The 13947-nt window shown below is 51.2% G+C and carries 8 protein-coding genes and 1 pseudogene; 3 read left to right on the forward strand and 6 right to left on the reverse strand.

The window, feature by feature from the left end; translation table 11 throughout:
• Nucleotides 1-4: 4 nt before the first annotated feature.
• The gene (gene hsdR, locus VOI14_RS02100; RefSeq protein WP_323750376.1) at nucleotides 5-3529 is read right to left on the reverse strand and encodes a type I restriction-modification system endonuclease; all 3525 of its coding nucleotides are present in this window, start codon (nucleotides 3527-3529) and stop codon (nucleotides 5-7) included.
• A gap of 184 nt (nucleotides 3530-3713) precedes the next feature.
• Between hsdR and VOI14_RS15615 the strand changes: the two are divergent.
• From VOI14_RS15615 to VOI14_RS02110, 3 genes and pseudogenes are all read left to right on the forward strand, one after another.
• Nucleotides 3714-5027, forward strand: a pseudogene (locus tag VOI14_RS15615) (TnsD family Tn7-like transposition protein); the annotation flags it as partial.
• Nucleotides 5028-5061: 34 nt separating this feature from the next.
• Nucleotides 5062-6837, forward strand: a complete 1776-nt coding sequence (locus VOI14_RS02105; protein ID WP_323750377.1) for a hypothetical protein — start codon at nucleotides 5062-5064, stop codon at nucleotides 6835-6837.
• Between the two features lie 701 nt (nucleotides 6838-7538).
• Entirely contained in the window at nucleotides 7539-9065 is a 1527-nt protein-coding gene (locus VOI14_RS02110) for a hypothetical protein (protein ID WP_323750378.1), read from the forward strand.
• Between the two features lie 103 nt (nucleotides 9066-9168).
• Here the strand turns inward: VOI14_RS02110 and VOI14_RS02115 are convergent, their stop codons facing one another.
• From VOI14_RS02115 to cysS, 5 genes are all read right to left on the reverse strand, one after another.
• The gene (locus VOI14_RS02115; protein ID WP_323750379.1) at nucleotides 9169-9855 is read right to left on the reverse strand and encodes a DUF1826 domain-containing protein; all 687 of its coding nucleotides are present in this window, start codon (nucleotides 9853-9855) and stop codon (nucleotides 9169-9171) included.
• Between the two features lie 109 nt (nucleotides 9856-9964).
• Nucleotides 9965-10474: a phosphoribosyl-AMP cyclohydrolase gene (hisI, locus tag VOI14_RS02120; RefSeq protein ID WP_323750380.1), complete on the reverse strand. Its 510-nt coding sequence runs from the start codon at nucleotides 10472-10474 to the stop codon at nucleotides 9965-9967.
• Nucleotides 10475-10503: 29 nt separating this feature from the next.
• Entirely contained in the window at nucleotides 10504-11880 is a 1377-nt protein-coding gene (locus VOI14_RS02125) for a dihydroorotase (RefSeq protein WP_323750381.1), read from the reverse strand.
• 25 nt (nucleotides 11881-11905) lie between these two features.
• Complete coding sequence (locus VOI14_RS02130; protein ID WP_323750382.1) at nucleotides 11906-12466, reverse strand: carbonate dehydratase; 561 nt, start codon at nucleotides 12464-12466, stop codon at nucleotides 11906-11908.
• Complete coding sequence (cysS, locus tag VOI14_RS02135; protein ID WP_323750383.1) at nucleotides 12463-13893, reverse strand: cysteine--tRNA ligase; 1431 nt, start codon at nucleotides 13891-13893, stop codon at nucleotides 12463-12465. The genes VOI14_RS02130 and cysS overlap by 4 nt, the downstream gene beginning before the upstream one ends.
• Between the last annotated feature and the right edge of the window lie 54 nt (nucleotides 13894-13947).

A 13947-nucleotide genomic window follows, 5' to 3' on the forward strand; every position in this document is an offset into this window, starting at 1 on the left:
TTGATTACGCGCTTTGCTGAGCCCACATGGCTTCATTCAATTCTTCCAGCACGGTATCCAGCTGATCGCCCAGAATTTTGTCCATCTGTCTGGCGCCGCCGTCATCGGCAAAGCGATTGTTCACAAACTCACGGTCGATGATGACTTCGTGCACCAACTGTTTGGACAGGCGTTCCAGCCATTTACGTTGGTTGGCGGTCCAGTTGTGCTGGGTAAGGATTCTGTCCATGGCGTTTGCCACGCGGTCTTCAAAAGGAACCAACGCTTCGCCGAGCGCGGCTCGGCGGATATAGCCAATGATACTGGCCGCTATGTCTTTGTTGGTTTGGTTGCGCACGGCGCTTTGCAGGCGCGCTTCAGAGTAGCCGTTGTTGTCTAACAGCAATTTCACTTCCCGCAGTTGTTCCCTTGTTAGGTCCCGAGGTTTGTTGACAACCACGGCGAGGGCTGCGGATTCGTTTAGCTGATCTTTGATGAACTGGTTGAACTCGTCTAAGTAATCTTCGGGCCGCTCGTGCTCGCCGTAGGTCTGATTCCGGTCGATGAGTTCGTCTTCGTGCTCGGAGATCACGGGCATGTGCTCGGTACCGACGAGCGACTTTACCTCAGACAGCTGATTGAGCAAACCGCTGTGTTGTTTAATGAATTCTGAGGCTTGGCGGGGACCCAGTTGGTTTAAGTGTTGATGCAGAGTCTTGGGTTCGACGCCCCAGCTTTGATGTAACTCGTCCAGCTTTTGCTTAAGGGCTGGGCGGTTTTCGGCTGTGTTATCTGCTTTGCGTAACACGCGCATGAGCTTCTGGCTGAGCTGACTCAGTACAACGTCTGCTTGGCTTTCACCTTGCTCTTCACCTGGGCTGTTAAGCGCTTTCTCTAGCCGCTCATCGTCGGTGAGTTCATCAACCAGTTGCTCCAAAGTAATGTTCGGGTCTTTCACCAATGGCTTCATGGTGTTGACGTCTTGAAGCGCGGCGTAGATGTCCACTGGATCGTAGATTCTGAAGACGGTTTTGCCAATTTCGTCGCAACGGCGGGTAGCCCTGCCAATCATCTGCTCATACAGAATGCGTGAGCGTATCCGACGCAGGAACACTAGGTTACAGATTTTGGGTACGTCGATACCGGTGGTAAGCAGGTCCACGGTAATGGCGATGTTGGGGTAACGCTCGTTCTTGTAGCGCCGAATAAGCTGATCAACCTTGTCGCTTTGGCCAGTGATCTTGGCCACCGCCGCTTCGTTATACTGACCGTTGTAGAGATCTTTGAACGCTGTATCGAGTTGACGCTTTACCATGTCCGCATGGAGGTCCGTAGCGCAGAAGATCATGGTCTTTTCATCGCCGAACGGGTCTAGCTCTTGAACCAGTTGTTCACAGATAACCCGGTTGAAGTTCTCGTTGATGACTCGGCGGTTGAAAGCGTCAACTTCGAAGTTGAGATCGTCTTCGAGTTCGGTAGTGTCGATCTCACCGGTCTTGGTGTTAATAACTTCTACCGGCTTACCTTTTTCAAAAGTGATGCCTTTCTGGGTCAGCAAGGTCTCATAGCGGATCGGAGGCTCGTGGTCGATCAGCCAGTCGTCCGCCACGGCTTCCCGGTAAGAGTAGGTGTAAACGGGTTTCCCGAATATCTCACTGGTGTGCTTGGCCGGGGTCGCAGTCAGGCCGATTTTGACGGCATCGAAGTAATCCAGCACGCGGCGGTAGCTGGAGATGTATTGCCCGGTGTCTCGGATAGCTAGTTCACCTTCCGTCATTTCCTGATCTAGGGTATAGCCTCGGTGAGCCTCATCGATAATGATGCAGTCGAACTGGTCGATGGGTGGCGGTTCGTCACTCATGAAAATGCGTTTGACCATCGCCTGTACGGTGGCGACCTGAACGCGAGTTTCGGCTTCGGCAGCCATATCGCCCAGTTCGGCTACGTTGTAGATTTTGCTGAGCGTATGGTTCTGCTCCAACGGGGCTTCATTGAATGCGTCGATGGCTTGCTGGCCCAAGGCTGTGCGATCCACCAGAAACAGAATGCGATGGAAGCGCTCACTTTTCAGGAACCGGTACATCAAGCCGATGATCGTGCGGGTTTTACCGGTGCCCGTGGCCATCGCTAGTAGAGCAGAACGAACCCCTTGCGCTAGGGCGCTTTCGGTCGCAACGATCGCTTTTTGCTGGTAATCCCTAAGCTTGAGGTAGCCGAAAGGTTCTGTTTTTAATAGCTTTTCGGCATTTTCTTTGTCACGTTCCAGTAGATCTAGAAGGCCGCTGGGCGTGTGGAAGTGCGGTAGCGCTCTGCGCAGATTACTAGGTTCCCTGACGTCCCTAAACCAAGTGCCGGATTGCTCGGCTAATTGGGCCACATAGGGGCGGCCATTACAGGAATAGACGAAAGGTACTTGAAAGTGCCCGGCTTCATCCGCGGGCCACGCACTGGTGCGCCCGACCAACTCCCAAGCACCCGTTAATGGCACATTGACTTGAAAACCCTTGCTGTAACGCTCGGCTTGGCGAATTTTGCCGGCTACGTTGGTGTTTTCTTTTTTTGCTTCGACGACGGCAATCGGGGTGAGGCCCGCAAACAGCACGTAATCGGCCCGACCTTTTTCACCGTTTTGGTTGGTTGGCCATTCGGCTATAGCGCGGTTGGTACCTTTTTCAGGGCGGGCGCCTTTCTGATAGGTGAGCTCTTGGCTGTCAGCTTCCCAGCCGGCTTCAACCAGCTGTTGATCGATCAGAATGCGGGTGAGTTCCTCACTCAACACCAAGGTGTCGCTGGCAGCCTTCGTTTGCTTGGCTACCTGTTTACGCTCGGCGTTGACGATACTCTCGCCTTGGCTGGAGAGCTGCTGTTGGAGAGCTTTTATTTTCTCTTCGTAGGCATGCTGCTGCTCTGCCAGTGCTTGTTCATGCTGGCGGGCTTGCTCAGCTAAGGCCTTGGACTCTTCGTCCATAGCCAAGGCCAAGGCTTCATACTCTGCTTTTTCTTTTTCGATTAGCTGGCTGAGTTGCTGGCTGCTGTCCAACTCCATGTTGGTCTGTTGGAGTTCGTGACGGAGTTTCTCTATATCGGCATGCAGTTGGCGTAACTGAGCGCTGGGGTCGGCCGGCGGTACGAATGGGCCTGGCTTGAAGTTGGTGCCCGATTTTCCAAAGGAACGGTGAAACCAGATCGCAAGCTCTCTGGCCAGCTTTAGGCCGTCCATCGCTTGTTTATGGCGGGTGCGGAATTCGTGTGTTGCTTTGTTCCCTTCAATTCGTAGCGTATGGAACAACTCTTTTACTTGGGGTTCGAGTCGCAACTCTTTGTTCAAACGATATAGAAGATCGGACTGACTCGTTTGTTCGTCGAAGTCCACACCAGAGCGAGCCGCGAGGTGCTGCGCGAGCGCTTCGCCAAGCTGACGTAGCTTAATGAGCGTTGTATTGGGGTCGCTTGAAAAGGCTCGTTCGGCTGCGCTCGCAAGCTCGACGAAAAGAGGTTCGTGTTCGGCCAAAAAGGCAAAGTTTGCCGATGGGTTTATGCTTTCCTGCACAACTAACTCCCTTTACTCAAAATTGCCCGAACGTTCTTAACGCTGTGGCCTGCTAGCAGCTAATAAAACGGAATGAATCACTATGAGTGATTACTTTACTAACTTTATCAGCGATTTGTAGATAGGCCAATCCGCTAGTGATCGACTATTATTTGATCAGTTGGAGGGCTGGTCAGATATGCTGATGCAATTCCCCGTAGTTCATGACGATGAGCTGCTTGGCAGTGCCATAGCAAGGTTCGTTCTAAGGCAGGGCCTAGTTGACGATAAGGTCGCCTTGAGTCAGCTTTTTGGCACTCAAAAAATAGTGCCTTCATCGGTTCTTCAGGGACATGCTGAACAATTACTCGCCAACATTGGACACCTCTGGAAAGTTTCGGCCAGAGACGCGCTTGAGAGGCATACTCTTCTCCCGTTGTTTTACCCCTTCGTAGATCCTCAGGTATATGATCGATTTGTGATGGATCTGTGTGGTGAGAGTAAGAACCACAGCATGTTGCGAACTGGCGTTAATGCATCAAATATAGTTTGGCCTTCTACCTTCCGGGTTTGTCCTTTGTGTTGGCATTATCAGTTAGGACGGTTTGGATACCAATACTGGCAGCGCCTCTTCCAGTGTCCGGGTGTGGAAGCATGTCCGCAACATGGCTGCCTCTTGTTTGATACGGGAGTCCCTTTTCAGTCGCACAGGCGTCACCGGTTTGTTGGCCCGTCTGACGTTAAGCTGCCTATCCCAGCAATATCACCGCTGGCTGAAAGAAAATACGTTCTGTTATCTGCAGTCGTTGCCGAATTACTTCGAGCCAAAACGACGGTCGTCCCTAATATCTTTCAGTGGACGAGATTCTATAGAGCTATAGCGGACCAACAAGATTTCTCTAGAGGGAAGAGGGTTCAGCACCAAGAGATTGCTGCTCGGGTTCGAGCCTGTTGGGGCGATGACTGGCTGAAGCGCCAAGGTCTCTCGCTTGGCGTTGATCAAAACTGGCTCGTCTCGATGTTCCGAAAGCATCGTAGGCCATTCTCTTACTTGCAGCATGTTGTGTGTTGGTTTGCTTTGTGCGACGAAGAGCTCAAACTGAGCGAAGTGTTAGCCGAAGCTTGTGAGTTCTCGAAACAGCCTATGAGGAAGGCTGCGTATTTTTCATCCTGTGCGGAGAAGGCATGCCACAAGTATCGTTTGTTATGGAGCCGTCTACTGGGTCGATACGGATCCCTGCGTGAGGTTCGAAAACATCGGGAGGGCGCACGAGTTTATTCGTGGTTGTATCGGTTTGATTCGGCCTGGCTCGCGACACACAAACCGGAGAAGGTTCAATCCCGACGGCGGTCAAAGGTGGATTGGCTCAGGCGCGACCGAACGCTTGTGCGGGAGCTTATCGCAATTGAGCGGGCTGTCTGGCAAGATCTGGCTGGGCCAAGGCGGTCACGGAGTTGGTATTGCAAACAGGTTTCTAGCGGAAAAATCTTAGAGAAGAGGCTAGACAAGCTGCCTATATGTCGGGCATTTTTTGTCCGGTACGCCGAGACAGTTGAAGAATACCAAGCAAGGCGGTTGGCTTGCGTTTTTTCCCGCTTGTTGGTTAATAACGAATGGCGAAAACCAATTTATGAAATTGAGAGAATGGCCGGCCTTGATGAAAAAAAATGCCGTGAAGCTGGCCGACAAATACTTACTCAAACCGCCCCATCCTGGCACTGTTCTTAGGCGGCTACCGTCCAACACTACTCTTCAATGGGTTGATGAAGTTCATCAAAGAAAGTTTTTCTTTGCGAAAGCACGCCCTTACATCAATGTGAAGTTCAAGGGCGTAGGTAAACAGGCTGTTCCTGTCGATTTGATTTCAATGTTGGTGGTTGGGAGCAGTTATGAAAACAAAGAACGGCTCCCCTCGCGAAAATCTGAACGAGTTGAATTTAGGGTACTTGAGGAGCCAAATTCAACGAGGACATTATCAAACGAGCATTGGTTTCGGTTCAAAACGGGACAAGGAACGATCGTTCGTGTGAGACAACTAGAGTTGGCTAGATGTCTGTTTCTTCATAACTTCCATCTCGTGAGAACGGCTTTTCGGTCTAATGGATTAAATGGTTTGGCCCAGATCTCGGAGAGCGATGAAGCAACGACTATCAAGTTCTCTGCGATCGCGGATTACCCGCAATCAAACTTAAAGTCTAAGGCTGCTCTTGCTCACCTTTCATGGGTGCTTTTGGACAAAAGCGCTCGAAGAAGTTTTGGCTCGATCTTAGGTTTCTGGATGGAGTCAAATAGCGAACCCTGGCTCTTTCGTTTTAAACCGCCACGAATGAAAGGGTGGCAGATATCGGGATCTGGCTACTATGGGCGGGGGGATGCCAGTGGGATATTCACAATCAGTGAAATCAATGGATTTCATAACTCTCTGTTTAACCATCAAAAACCTATAATTTTTGATCATCCGACGTTCAATGAACTCTTCGCTAAAGATACGGCTAATGGTAATAGGCCGAGGATACAGCGTTCCGATGATGATCCACTAATGGAGCTCAGTCTTGAGCCTCTGTTAGGTAAAAAATTGGATAAGGTTGATGAGGACGTATTTAGATTTTCGTTCGACGATAGCCTGAAACTCCGAGTGCAGGTAAATGGTAAACGGTACAAGGTAAAGCCTGACGTGGACGTTGACTCAATACCGGTACCAGAAACTAGTAGTCCCGGCCATGCTACGGAATGTGGTACGGGGCGAGAGCTTGATTATGGTATTAACCGGAGTGGAGAGCATGCGGAGCTGATCTCGGAGGATCTCGCCGAAGTTGAGCCGACTGATAGATTCCAGATCTTTGAAAAAGTCATGGAGCAACTAGGAGAACGGCCTGGTTTTAGTTTGGAAAAGCAGGTGTGCTATCAGATGCCTTGGCCAGGCGGCACCAACTTAGCGGCCACCAGGACAACAACTGGAAGGCCTGTACAAAGTTACGTTGTATTACTGAAATATCAGTCTGTTCCGGTCATTGTCATTGAAGTTGATACTGAGAGCTTGCTCAGTACGCATACATTAAGTAATTTGGCGGTGGTTTTTTCTAAGGATGCGTCTGAGGGAGTTAAATCACTGCTGCAGCGTTGTTCCACCATGGGATTATATTGGGATCTTGAATTTATCAGAGGCTTGAATGCGGCCCCAAAAACCTGTGTTCATCCTCGGCGGGTGACGAAAAAAGGCGGGAAGTCAGTAGCGGTGACTCCAGAACAATTCCAAACTCGATGGGTGAATATACTGGAGCGCAATATCAAAGCGTTGGTGAGAGAGGTAGAGCGCGCTTCAAGCTAGGTAAAGATACAGTCTTTTACTCGATTGATTATATCTCGTACTTGCAGGATGCCCTCATTTTCTTTCAATAATTTTGCCCCCTAGTGGACGGATGGGCGCAGAGCGCCTCTGTGACCGGCGCCCGTCTGGTTGCTGAGCATTGCTAAGATTCGTAAGTTTAGGGGAGGCTAGAGTGATTAGGTTAAATCTGGTGGATGAGTTATTCTCAGTTTATTACGCTGGGCAGAGTGTGTAGGTTAATCTTCGATAGAATCACGTCTGCTCTTCTAGTAAAATTCTGCGCTGCTCTTGGCCCAAATGGTTTTTTAGTCTATATACGGGGTATAGAGTAGTCTTGGAGGAGGCGAGCCTAGAGTATTGCGCGGATGCCATGGCTGTTTTCTTCAAACGTAGGTTTTAGATTGATCACGTGTTCTAATTTTCGGTGCACTGGGAGAGGGTATGACTAAAAAGCAAAGCAGGATGCTCTGGAGCGAAGGTCAAAGGGTTAGGTCGTCTTTGCCTGCAGATCTTCAGATACCAAAGGCAAATATGCATATTTTAGTTGAAACTCTGGATCGCAAGAAAGAAGAGCAGAAGGACTCTCCTTACAATACTCGATTCGACGAGTCTTGTTTGGCGCAAATCTATTGCTAGATAAAAATTTTTAATAAGTTAAAGCCCAGCTGTTATGCTGGGTTTTTTGTTGATATGGAGTGTCAATGAACCAAGCGAAAGGTATATCGTGGTGGGACTTTGAAGATGAGTCTAATCCAATTCGAATTTTGGAGGATACTCATCAAAAAAAATACATCATTAGCTATCTTTCCGGTGCTGGTGCTAAAACTATATTAGTGGAAGAAAATTATTTCGACCGGGATTACTTGGATGAATTCTCTAGTTTTTATTCACGCGTCGCTAGAGGTTATAAAAATGTATGTAAGCGTCTGCATATTTTTGGTCCAAATAAAACTAATATAGATGGTTTTTTAGAAAGCTTAAATACGAATGATGAAGAGAGCGTTATTCAAAATAACTACCTCGGATTTATAGTTTTACGACCAATCCGCTCAGCACCATTCGGGCGAACTGTTCTTGCGCTATATCCAGACAAAACACCAGAAACCCCTCGGATAACTAAACCTGCCCGAACCTACCATGTCCACATAGCTGGTTTGAGATTATCGGTAAAAGGCTTGGCATGGCAGCAGCAAGATACTGGAGTAGCTGCTTGTGCCACTATAGGTTTATGGACGATGTTTCATTCCTCTGCGCTAGACGACCACCATGCTATCCCTACAACAGCTGAGATTACAACGTCCGCTGAAGAATTTGGAGCGAGGGCGTTTCCGTCAAAGGGCATGACGTCTAATCAGATTTTGGAGGCGATCCATCGCCAGGATTTCAATCCCGTAGCGGTTTCCGGTGACATTAAAGATGATAACGGTGTTGTTCTAGGATTTTCAAAAAAGCGATTTTCGGTAAACTGTTTATCTTTTGTTAGATCTGGATATCCCGTTTTGCTTTTAGGTCATAATGGGGTTGGTGGTCATGCAATATGTATAGTGGGGGCCCGAGAAAACCAAGTTGATGAGAATAACGAAGAAAGCATATGTGCTGAAGATGATAACTCATTTCATTTCTATGTGCATGATGATAATTATGGTCCGAACATTAGGTTTTTCTTGCAGGAAAACGATGGGATAGCTTATTTAAGGGCTGATCCGCCCGAGTATGTAGGTTTAAAGTATCCTGATAAAAGTACTTGCTTTAAGCCCGTTACCTTGGTCGTCGCTTCAAATAAAGATATTAGAATTAACGCCGATGATCTCTATCTAAAGGGTGAGCAATGCGCTCAAGTAATCTTTTCCGTCCTTAGTATGATCATGGAGGCTAATGGGCAGCAGCCTATCCCTCTTATATTTAACGCAAGGTTTATGCTTTTAAGAGATTATATGGGAGAAGGTTTGGCCCAAGTAGTGCAACCGGCCATTCTTGGTCGCACTCGGCTAGAGATTCATGAAAATGCTCTCCCTATGAGCCTCCACATTGGGGTAGCTCGGATAGCTCTGCGGGACGGCTCTGTCATCTGCGACATAATCCACGATACAACTGATTCCAGCCGGAATATGTCTGTGTTTGTCAGCGTAATCTACGAAAAGGCACTCTTCGATTGTCTAAATAGCATCGATCCACAGGCGAGAATTGGGATTGGACTTTCGGAAACCCTTGTGCCCGCGTTTGAGTGAGGCACGGTTTTCCTTCGGCGACAAAAAGCATCAAACTCTAATGTCTTGGATTTGATCGTGCTTCTCCATGATGGGTTTAAAATTATCAAACTCTAGGATCTGTCTAGTCCAAAAGTGCGTGCAAATAGCGCCTGTTTTTATCAAGCTTTAATGTCACGCGACACCAGTCCAGCCCCAAGACCAACCGGGGCTGGGCACTAGGCGCCGGAGAACGGTGAACCACACCACGACCTTCGTTACCCACCCAAGCTTCCCCTTTGAGCAGACACACTGCACCGGTGGGCATCACTTGAATGTCTCGGTCATTAACCTCTTGATCCGGTAATGGTCCCGGTTCGTTTCTCCTGTTGATGATCCTTTCCGGCAACCATTCGGTGCCCCGGCCGCTATACGTAACCAATAAGCGGGTCGGTACCCGGTCGGTATGAAAACGCGGACACATGGTGGTCGGTAACACATGCAAACGAACGCCAACGGCCGCGGGTTCAAACAGGCAGCGGTACATTTCGATAAGTTCTTGTACGTCGTTTAGCCAAGCGCTTGCTCCCGGCAGCTCAAGAGCCCATCCGGGCAAAATCTGGTTGAGATCATCTTCCGCATCCAGGCCCAAGAAACGCTCAAACCGGCGTGCCTCCAGTGCAAACCGGGTGGCGAATTCGGTTACCTGTGTAGGCAATGTTCGTTGCCAGATGGCTAAATTCACGTTTTCCTGAAATATCGCTGTCAGGCTCTCCGGCTTCTCGCCGTGGACAGCCACCGGTATGACGGCTCCGTTTATCTCTCCGGACATAACAAGCACTCTCCTGTCGAGCATTGCTCTATTCATTCATCAATCCGTTACTCGAGAATCTCCGCCAGGAAATCAGGAATAACATTGAAACAGCGGTTTGCCAGCGCCCTCAAAGCTTTGTCGGATTAGGTGCGTCGCCGTAAACTTTGATGGGGTCGAATTGTTTGTCATTCTCGGTAAACACCAAGCGTTCGCCGGCCTTCCTATCTTCTGCAACCGGAATTCGCCGGTAAAAGCAGGAGCGGTAGCCAACGTGGCAACTCGCGCCTGACCCCGCCACTGCTACTCGGAGCCAAACCGCATCTTGGTCATCATCAACACGCATTTCGACAACACGTTGGACCAAGCCACTGGTGGCGCCCTTGTGCCAGATAACCCCACGGCTGCGGCTCCAGTAATGCGCTTCACCCGTGAAGATCGTTTTTTCCAAAGCTTCCGGGTTCATGTAGCCCAGCATCAGTACTTCACCGCTGTCAGCTGCGGTGGTTACGCAGGCGACCAGGCCATCCGAATCAAACTTTGGCGCAAGTTCGTAGCCTTCCTCCACTTGCTCGATGGAGGTCCGGGGAGCAAGCTTCACTGGGCCGGTTTGTTGTGGATTGGAAGATTCATTCATCATGGTCTGTTTCTCTCAATAAATGTTTTCGCTCAAACCAACGCAGATGTCGATTCAGACGTTTCAAGAAAACGAATGGGCTGACCTTTGGGTGTGCCCACTAATGCTTCATCACGGACCACCATCTGGCCGCGAATAACGGTGTGAATGGGCCAGCCGGTGATGGATTTGCCGTCATACGGCGTCCAGCCACTGCGGCTGGCAACCCATTCATTGCCAATGGTCCGCTGGGCGGCAAGATCAACTAGAGTCAGGTCGGCGTCATAGCCCACGGCAATACGGCCTTTGCCTTCGATCCCGAAAATGCGGGCCGGCCCCGCGCTGGTCAGGTCCACCAATCGTTGCAGGCTGAGACGTCCGGCATGCACGTGATCAAGCATCACCGGTAATAACGTTTGCACGCCTGTCATACCACTGGGCGAAAGGGGATAGGGTTGCGCTTTCTCTTCCAGGGTATGCGGCGCGTGGTCACTGCCGATGACATCCACTACGCCCTCTCGGATGGCGCGCCACATAGCATCCTGATGACGCTGCTCCCGAACCGGCGGGTTCATTTGCGCCAGGCTTCCCAGACGTTGGTAGCACTGCGGAGCAGTCATGGTCAGGTGATGGGGTGTCGTCTCCACCGTGACCCGGCGTTTATGCCGGGCGAGGTATTGCATTTCCTCAGCGGTTGAAACGTGAAGCACATGCAAGCGCCGCTTTGCCTCCCCAGCCATGGCCACAATTCGGCGTGTCGCGTTGAGTGCGCTTTCTACATCGCGCCAATCGGGGTGATGGCAAACATCCCCGCTGGCCTCCACAATGGCTTTGCGTTCACGCAGGCGGGTTTCATCTTCGGCGTGCACGGCCATACGCCGGCGCCCGTGGCGCAGAATGCTGCGCAATACCGCGTCATTGTCAGCCAAAAGCTCGCCAAAAGAGCTACCCATAAAGACTTTCACACCGGCACAGCCGGGCAGATTTTCCAGTGTCTGTAACTGTTCGGCGTTTACCCCAGCGCCACCGATATAGAAGGCGTAATCGCACCAGGCACGATCTTTGGCGGCGTCCAGTTTAGCCTCGAGATCTTCACGCCATAGCGTCAGCGGATGGGTATTGGGCATTTCAAAAACCCCGGTCACCCCGCCCAACACGGCACCCCGGGTGCCGGCTTCGAGATCTTCTTTATGAGTAAGTCCCGGCTCGCGAAAATGCACCTGGCTATCGATGACACCCGGTAGCACATGCAGACCATGAGCATTCAGTTGGGTATCTGCTGTCCACCGGTTTTGCAACGATCCCATTGCGACGATGCGGCCATCAACGCAAGCAATATCGAGGTGCTCAATTCCGTTCGGCGTCACCACTGAGCCGCTGCTAATCAATAGATCGGCATGGCGTGAAGATGAGGTGTTTTCCTGAGGCATAAACGCTTCACTCCCGAATGACCCTTCAGAACTCGTTCTGGATCTGCTTGTAACCACGCACCAGATCGTTGTTGGTCCGCGCCACGTCTTCAGAAAATTCACTAGCATCCGCGGATACTTGTGGCAAAGAAGCGAGATCGGTTTCTGCGCCAAGGCGCTCGGTAGACCGTACATAAAACCCTGGCGGCAAATGACAGCCATCGACGACAGCGTTGTAGCGCACGACACAGCCATCTTCGACCGTGCAATTGAACAGCACACTGTTGAACCCGATGAACACACTGTTCCCAATAATGCATGGGCCGTGCACGATGGCCCGGTGTGCAATAGAGGTTCGTTGGCCGATGGTTACTTTTGCACCCGACTTGGAGTGGATCACGACACCATCTTGAATGTTGGAGTGAGCACCAATGATGATCGGTTCGATATGGCCGTCGGCATCCATTTCATCCGCCCTTATGACCGCGTAAGGGCCTATAAAGACGTTTTCCTTAACAATGACCAGTCCGCAAAGAATGGCCGTTGGATCAACGAACGCACTGGGGTGAACCTGCGGCAAATCGCCCCGAGGGTTTTTTCGAATCATCCAGAATTCTCCTTATGAGTCTGCGGCGATAGTGCGCGGCTCGCGGGGGTGTCCTCAATGACCACGCCCGCCGCCGCCAACTCATCGCGTAGCGCATCGGCGCGAACAAAGTTGCGTTGCTGGCGCGCTTCCTGTCGAAGACGAACCAAGGCTTCAATACGCTCGGGCGAAAGTTTCGTTTCCGCATTTTCAACGGTGTTGCCCTGCAAATTATGCAACGCCGCCGGTGCCGGTTGTTGCAGCAGGCCTAGGAGTGATGCCGAAGCGCGAAAGGTCAATGCAGCCTTTTCCTTTGGCTCGTTGGCTTCAGTCTGCTCCAGCAGACGACAGAGTTCGTGCATCCGTTTCAGGGCGCGCGAGACGTTCAGGTCATCCCTTAATGCCGCGAGAACCTGCGTGTCCGGCTTGGTGTCGTTCCAGGCTGCTCGCTGATGAATCTCCGCTCTGGCCAAGGCCTTATACCAGCGGGCCAGGGTTCGCCGGGACTGGTTCAGGCGTTGATCATTCCAGTCAAGCGGGTTGCGGTAGTGAGTGGACAGAAGCGTCAACCGAATGGCTTCGCCTGAGGCCTCAGTGAGAAGATCCCGTACCAATCGGACGTTGCCCTGAGATTTCGACATCTTCTGTCCGTCGACGGTAACGAAGGAGTTGTGCACCCAAGTGTGGCAGTAGAGAACACCATTGGCGCACGTGCTTTGAGCAATCTCATTCTCGTGGTGAGGGAAGATGAGGTCCTGACCGCCGCCATGGATGTCGATTGTTTTACCAAGGTGCTTGCCGATCATGGCAGAGCATTCCACGTGCCAACCGGGCCGGCCCCAGCCCCAGGGACTCTCCCACCCGGGCTGATCGGCATTTGACGGTTTCCAGAGAACGAAATCCAGCGGGCTTTGCTTGTAAGGCGCAACTTCAACACGCGCGCCAGCCAGCATGTCATCCGGTTTACGCTTGGACAACGCCCCATAGGCAGGGTAGGAAGAGACGTCAAAGAGCACATGCCCTTCCGCGATATAGGCGTAGCCTCGATCAATCAGCGTCTGGATCAGCTCGATAATGGCCGGCATGTGTTCGGTGACACGAGGCTCCAGATCCGGCGCCTCGATTCCCAGCGCGTGCATGTCTTGATGGTAGGCCTTGATGTAGCGATTGGTGATGGTATGAATCGGCACCCCTTCGGCTGCCGCTGCGGCGTTGATTTTATCGTCCACATCCGTGAAGTTTCGGGCATAGAGCACGCAGCGATAATCTTGCCGCAGCAGTCGGGCCAGCACATCGAAAATCACCGCTGGCCGCGCATTGCCGATATGAGCAAAGTTGTAAACGGTTGGCCCACAGACATACAAAGTCACTCGACCGGGAAGTTCGGTTTTCAGAGGCTCTTTGCGGCCGGTGAGGCTGTTGTATAACTGAATGGTGTCAGTGCTCACTTTGCGACTCCATGAACATCTATCCGATCTTTAACTGATACTGCGTCAAGCAGG

The organism is Marinobacter sp. (assembly GCF_034669625.1).
Lineage (GTDB): Bacteria > Pseudomonadota > Gammaproteobacteria > Pseudomonadales > Oleiphilaceae > Marinobacter.

Coding starts and splice junctions, on each gene's coding strand:
- VOI14_RS02110 (WP_323750378.1), top strand. CDS start 7,539: ATGAACCAAGCGAAAGGTATATCGTGGTGGGACTTTGAAGATGAGTCT.
- VOI14_RS02115 (WP_323750379.1), bottom strand. CDS start 9,855: ATGTCCGGAGAGATAAACGGAGCCGTCATACCGGTGGCTGTCCACGGC.
- hisI (WP_323750380.1), bottom strand. CDS start 10,474: ATGATGAATGAATCTTCCAATCCACAACAAACCGGCCCAGTGAAGCTT.
- VOI14_RS02125 (WP_323750381.1), bottom strand. CDS start 11,880: ATGCCTCAGGAAAACACCTCATCTTCACGCCATGCCGATCTATTGATT.
- VOI14_RS02130 (WP_323750382.1), bottom strand. CDS start 12,466: ATGATTCGAAAAAACCCTCGGGGCGATTTGCCGCAGGTTCACCCCAGT.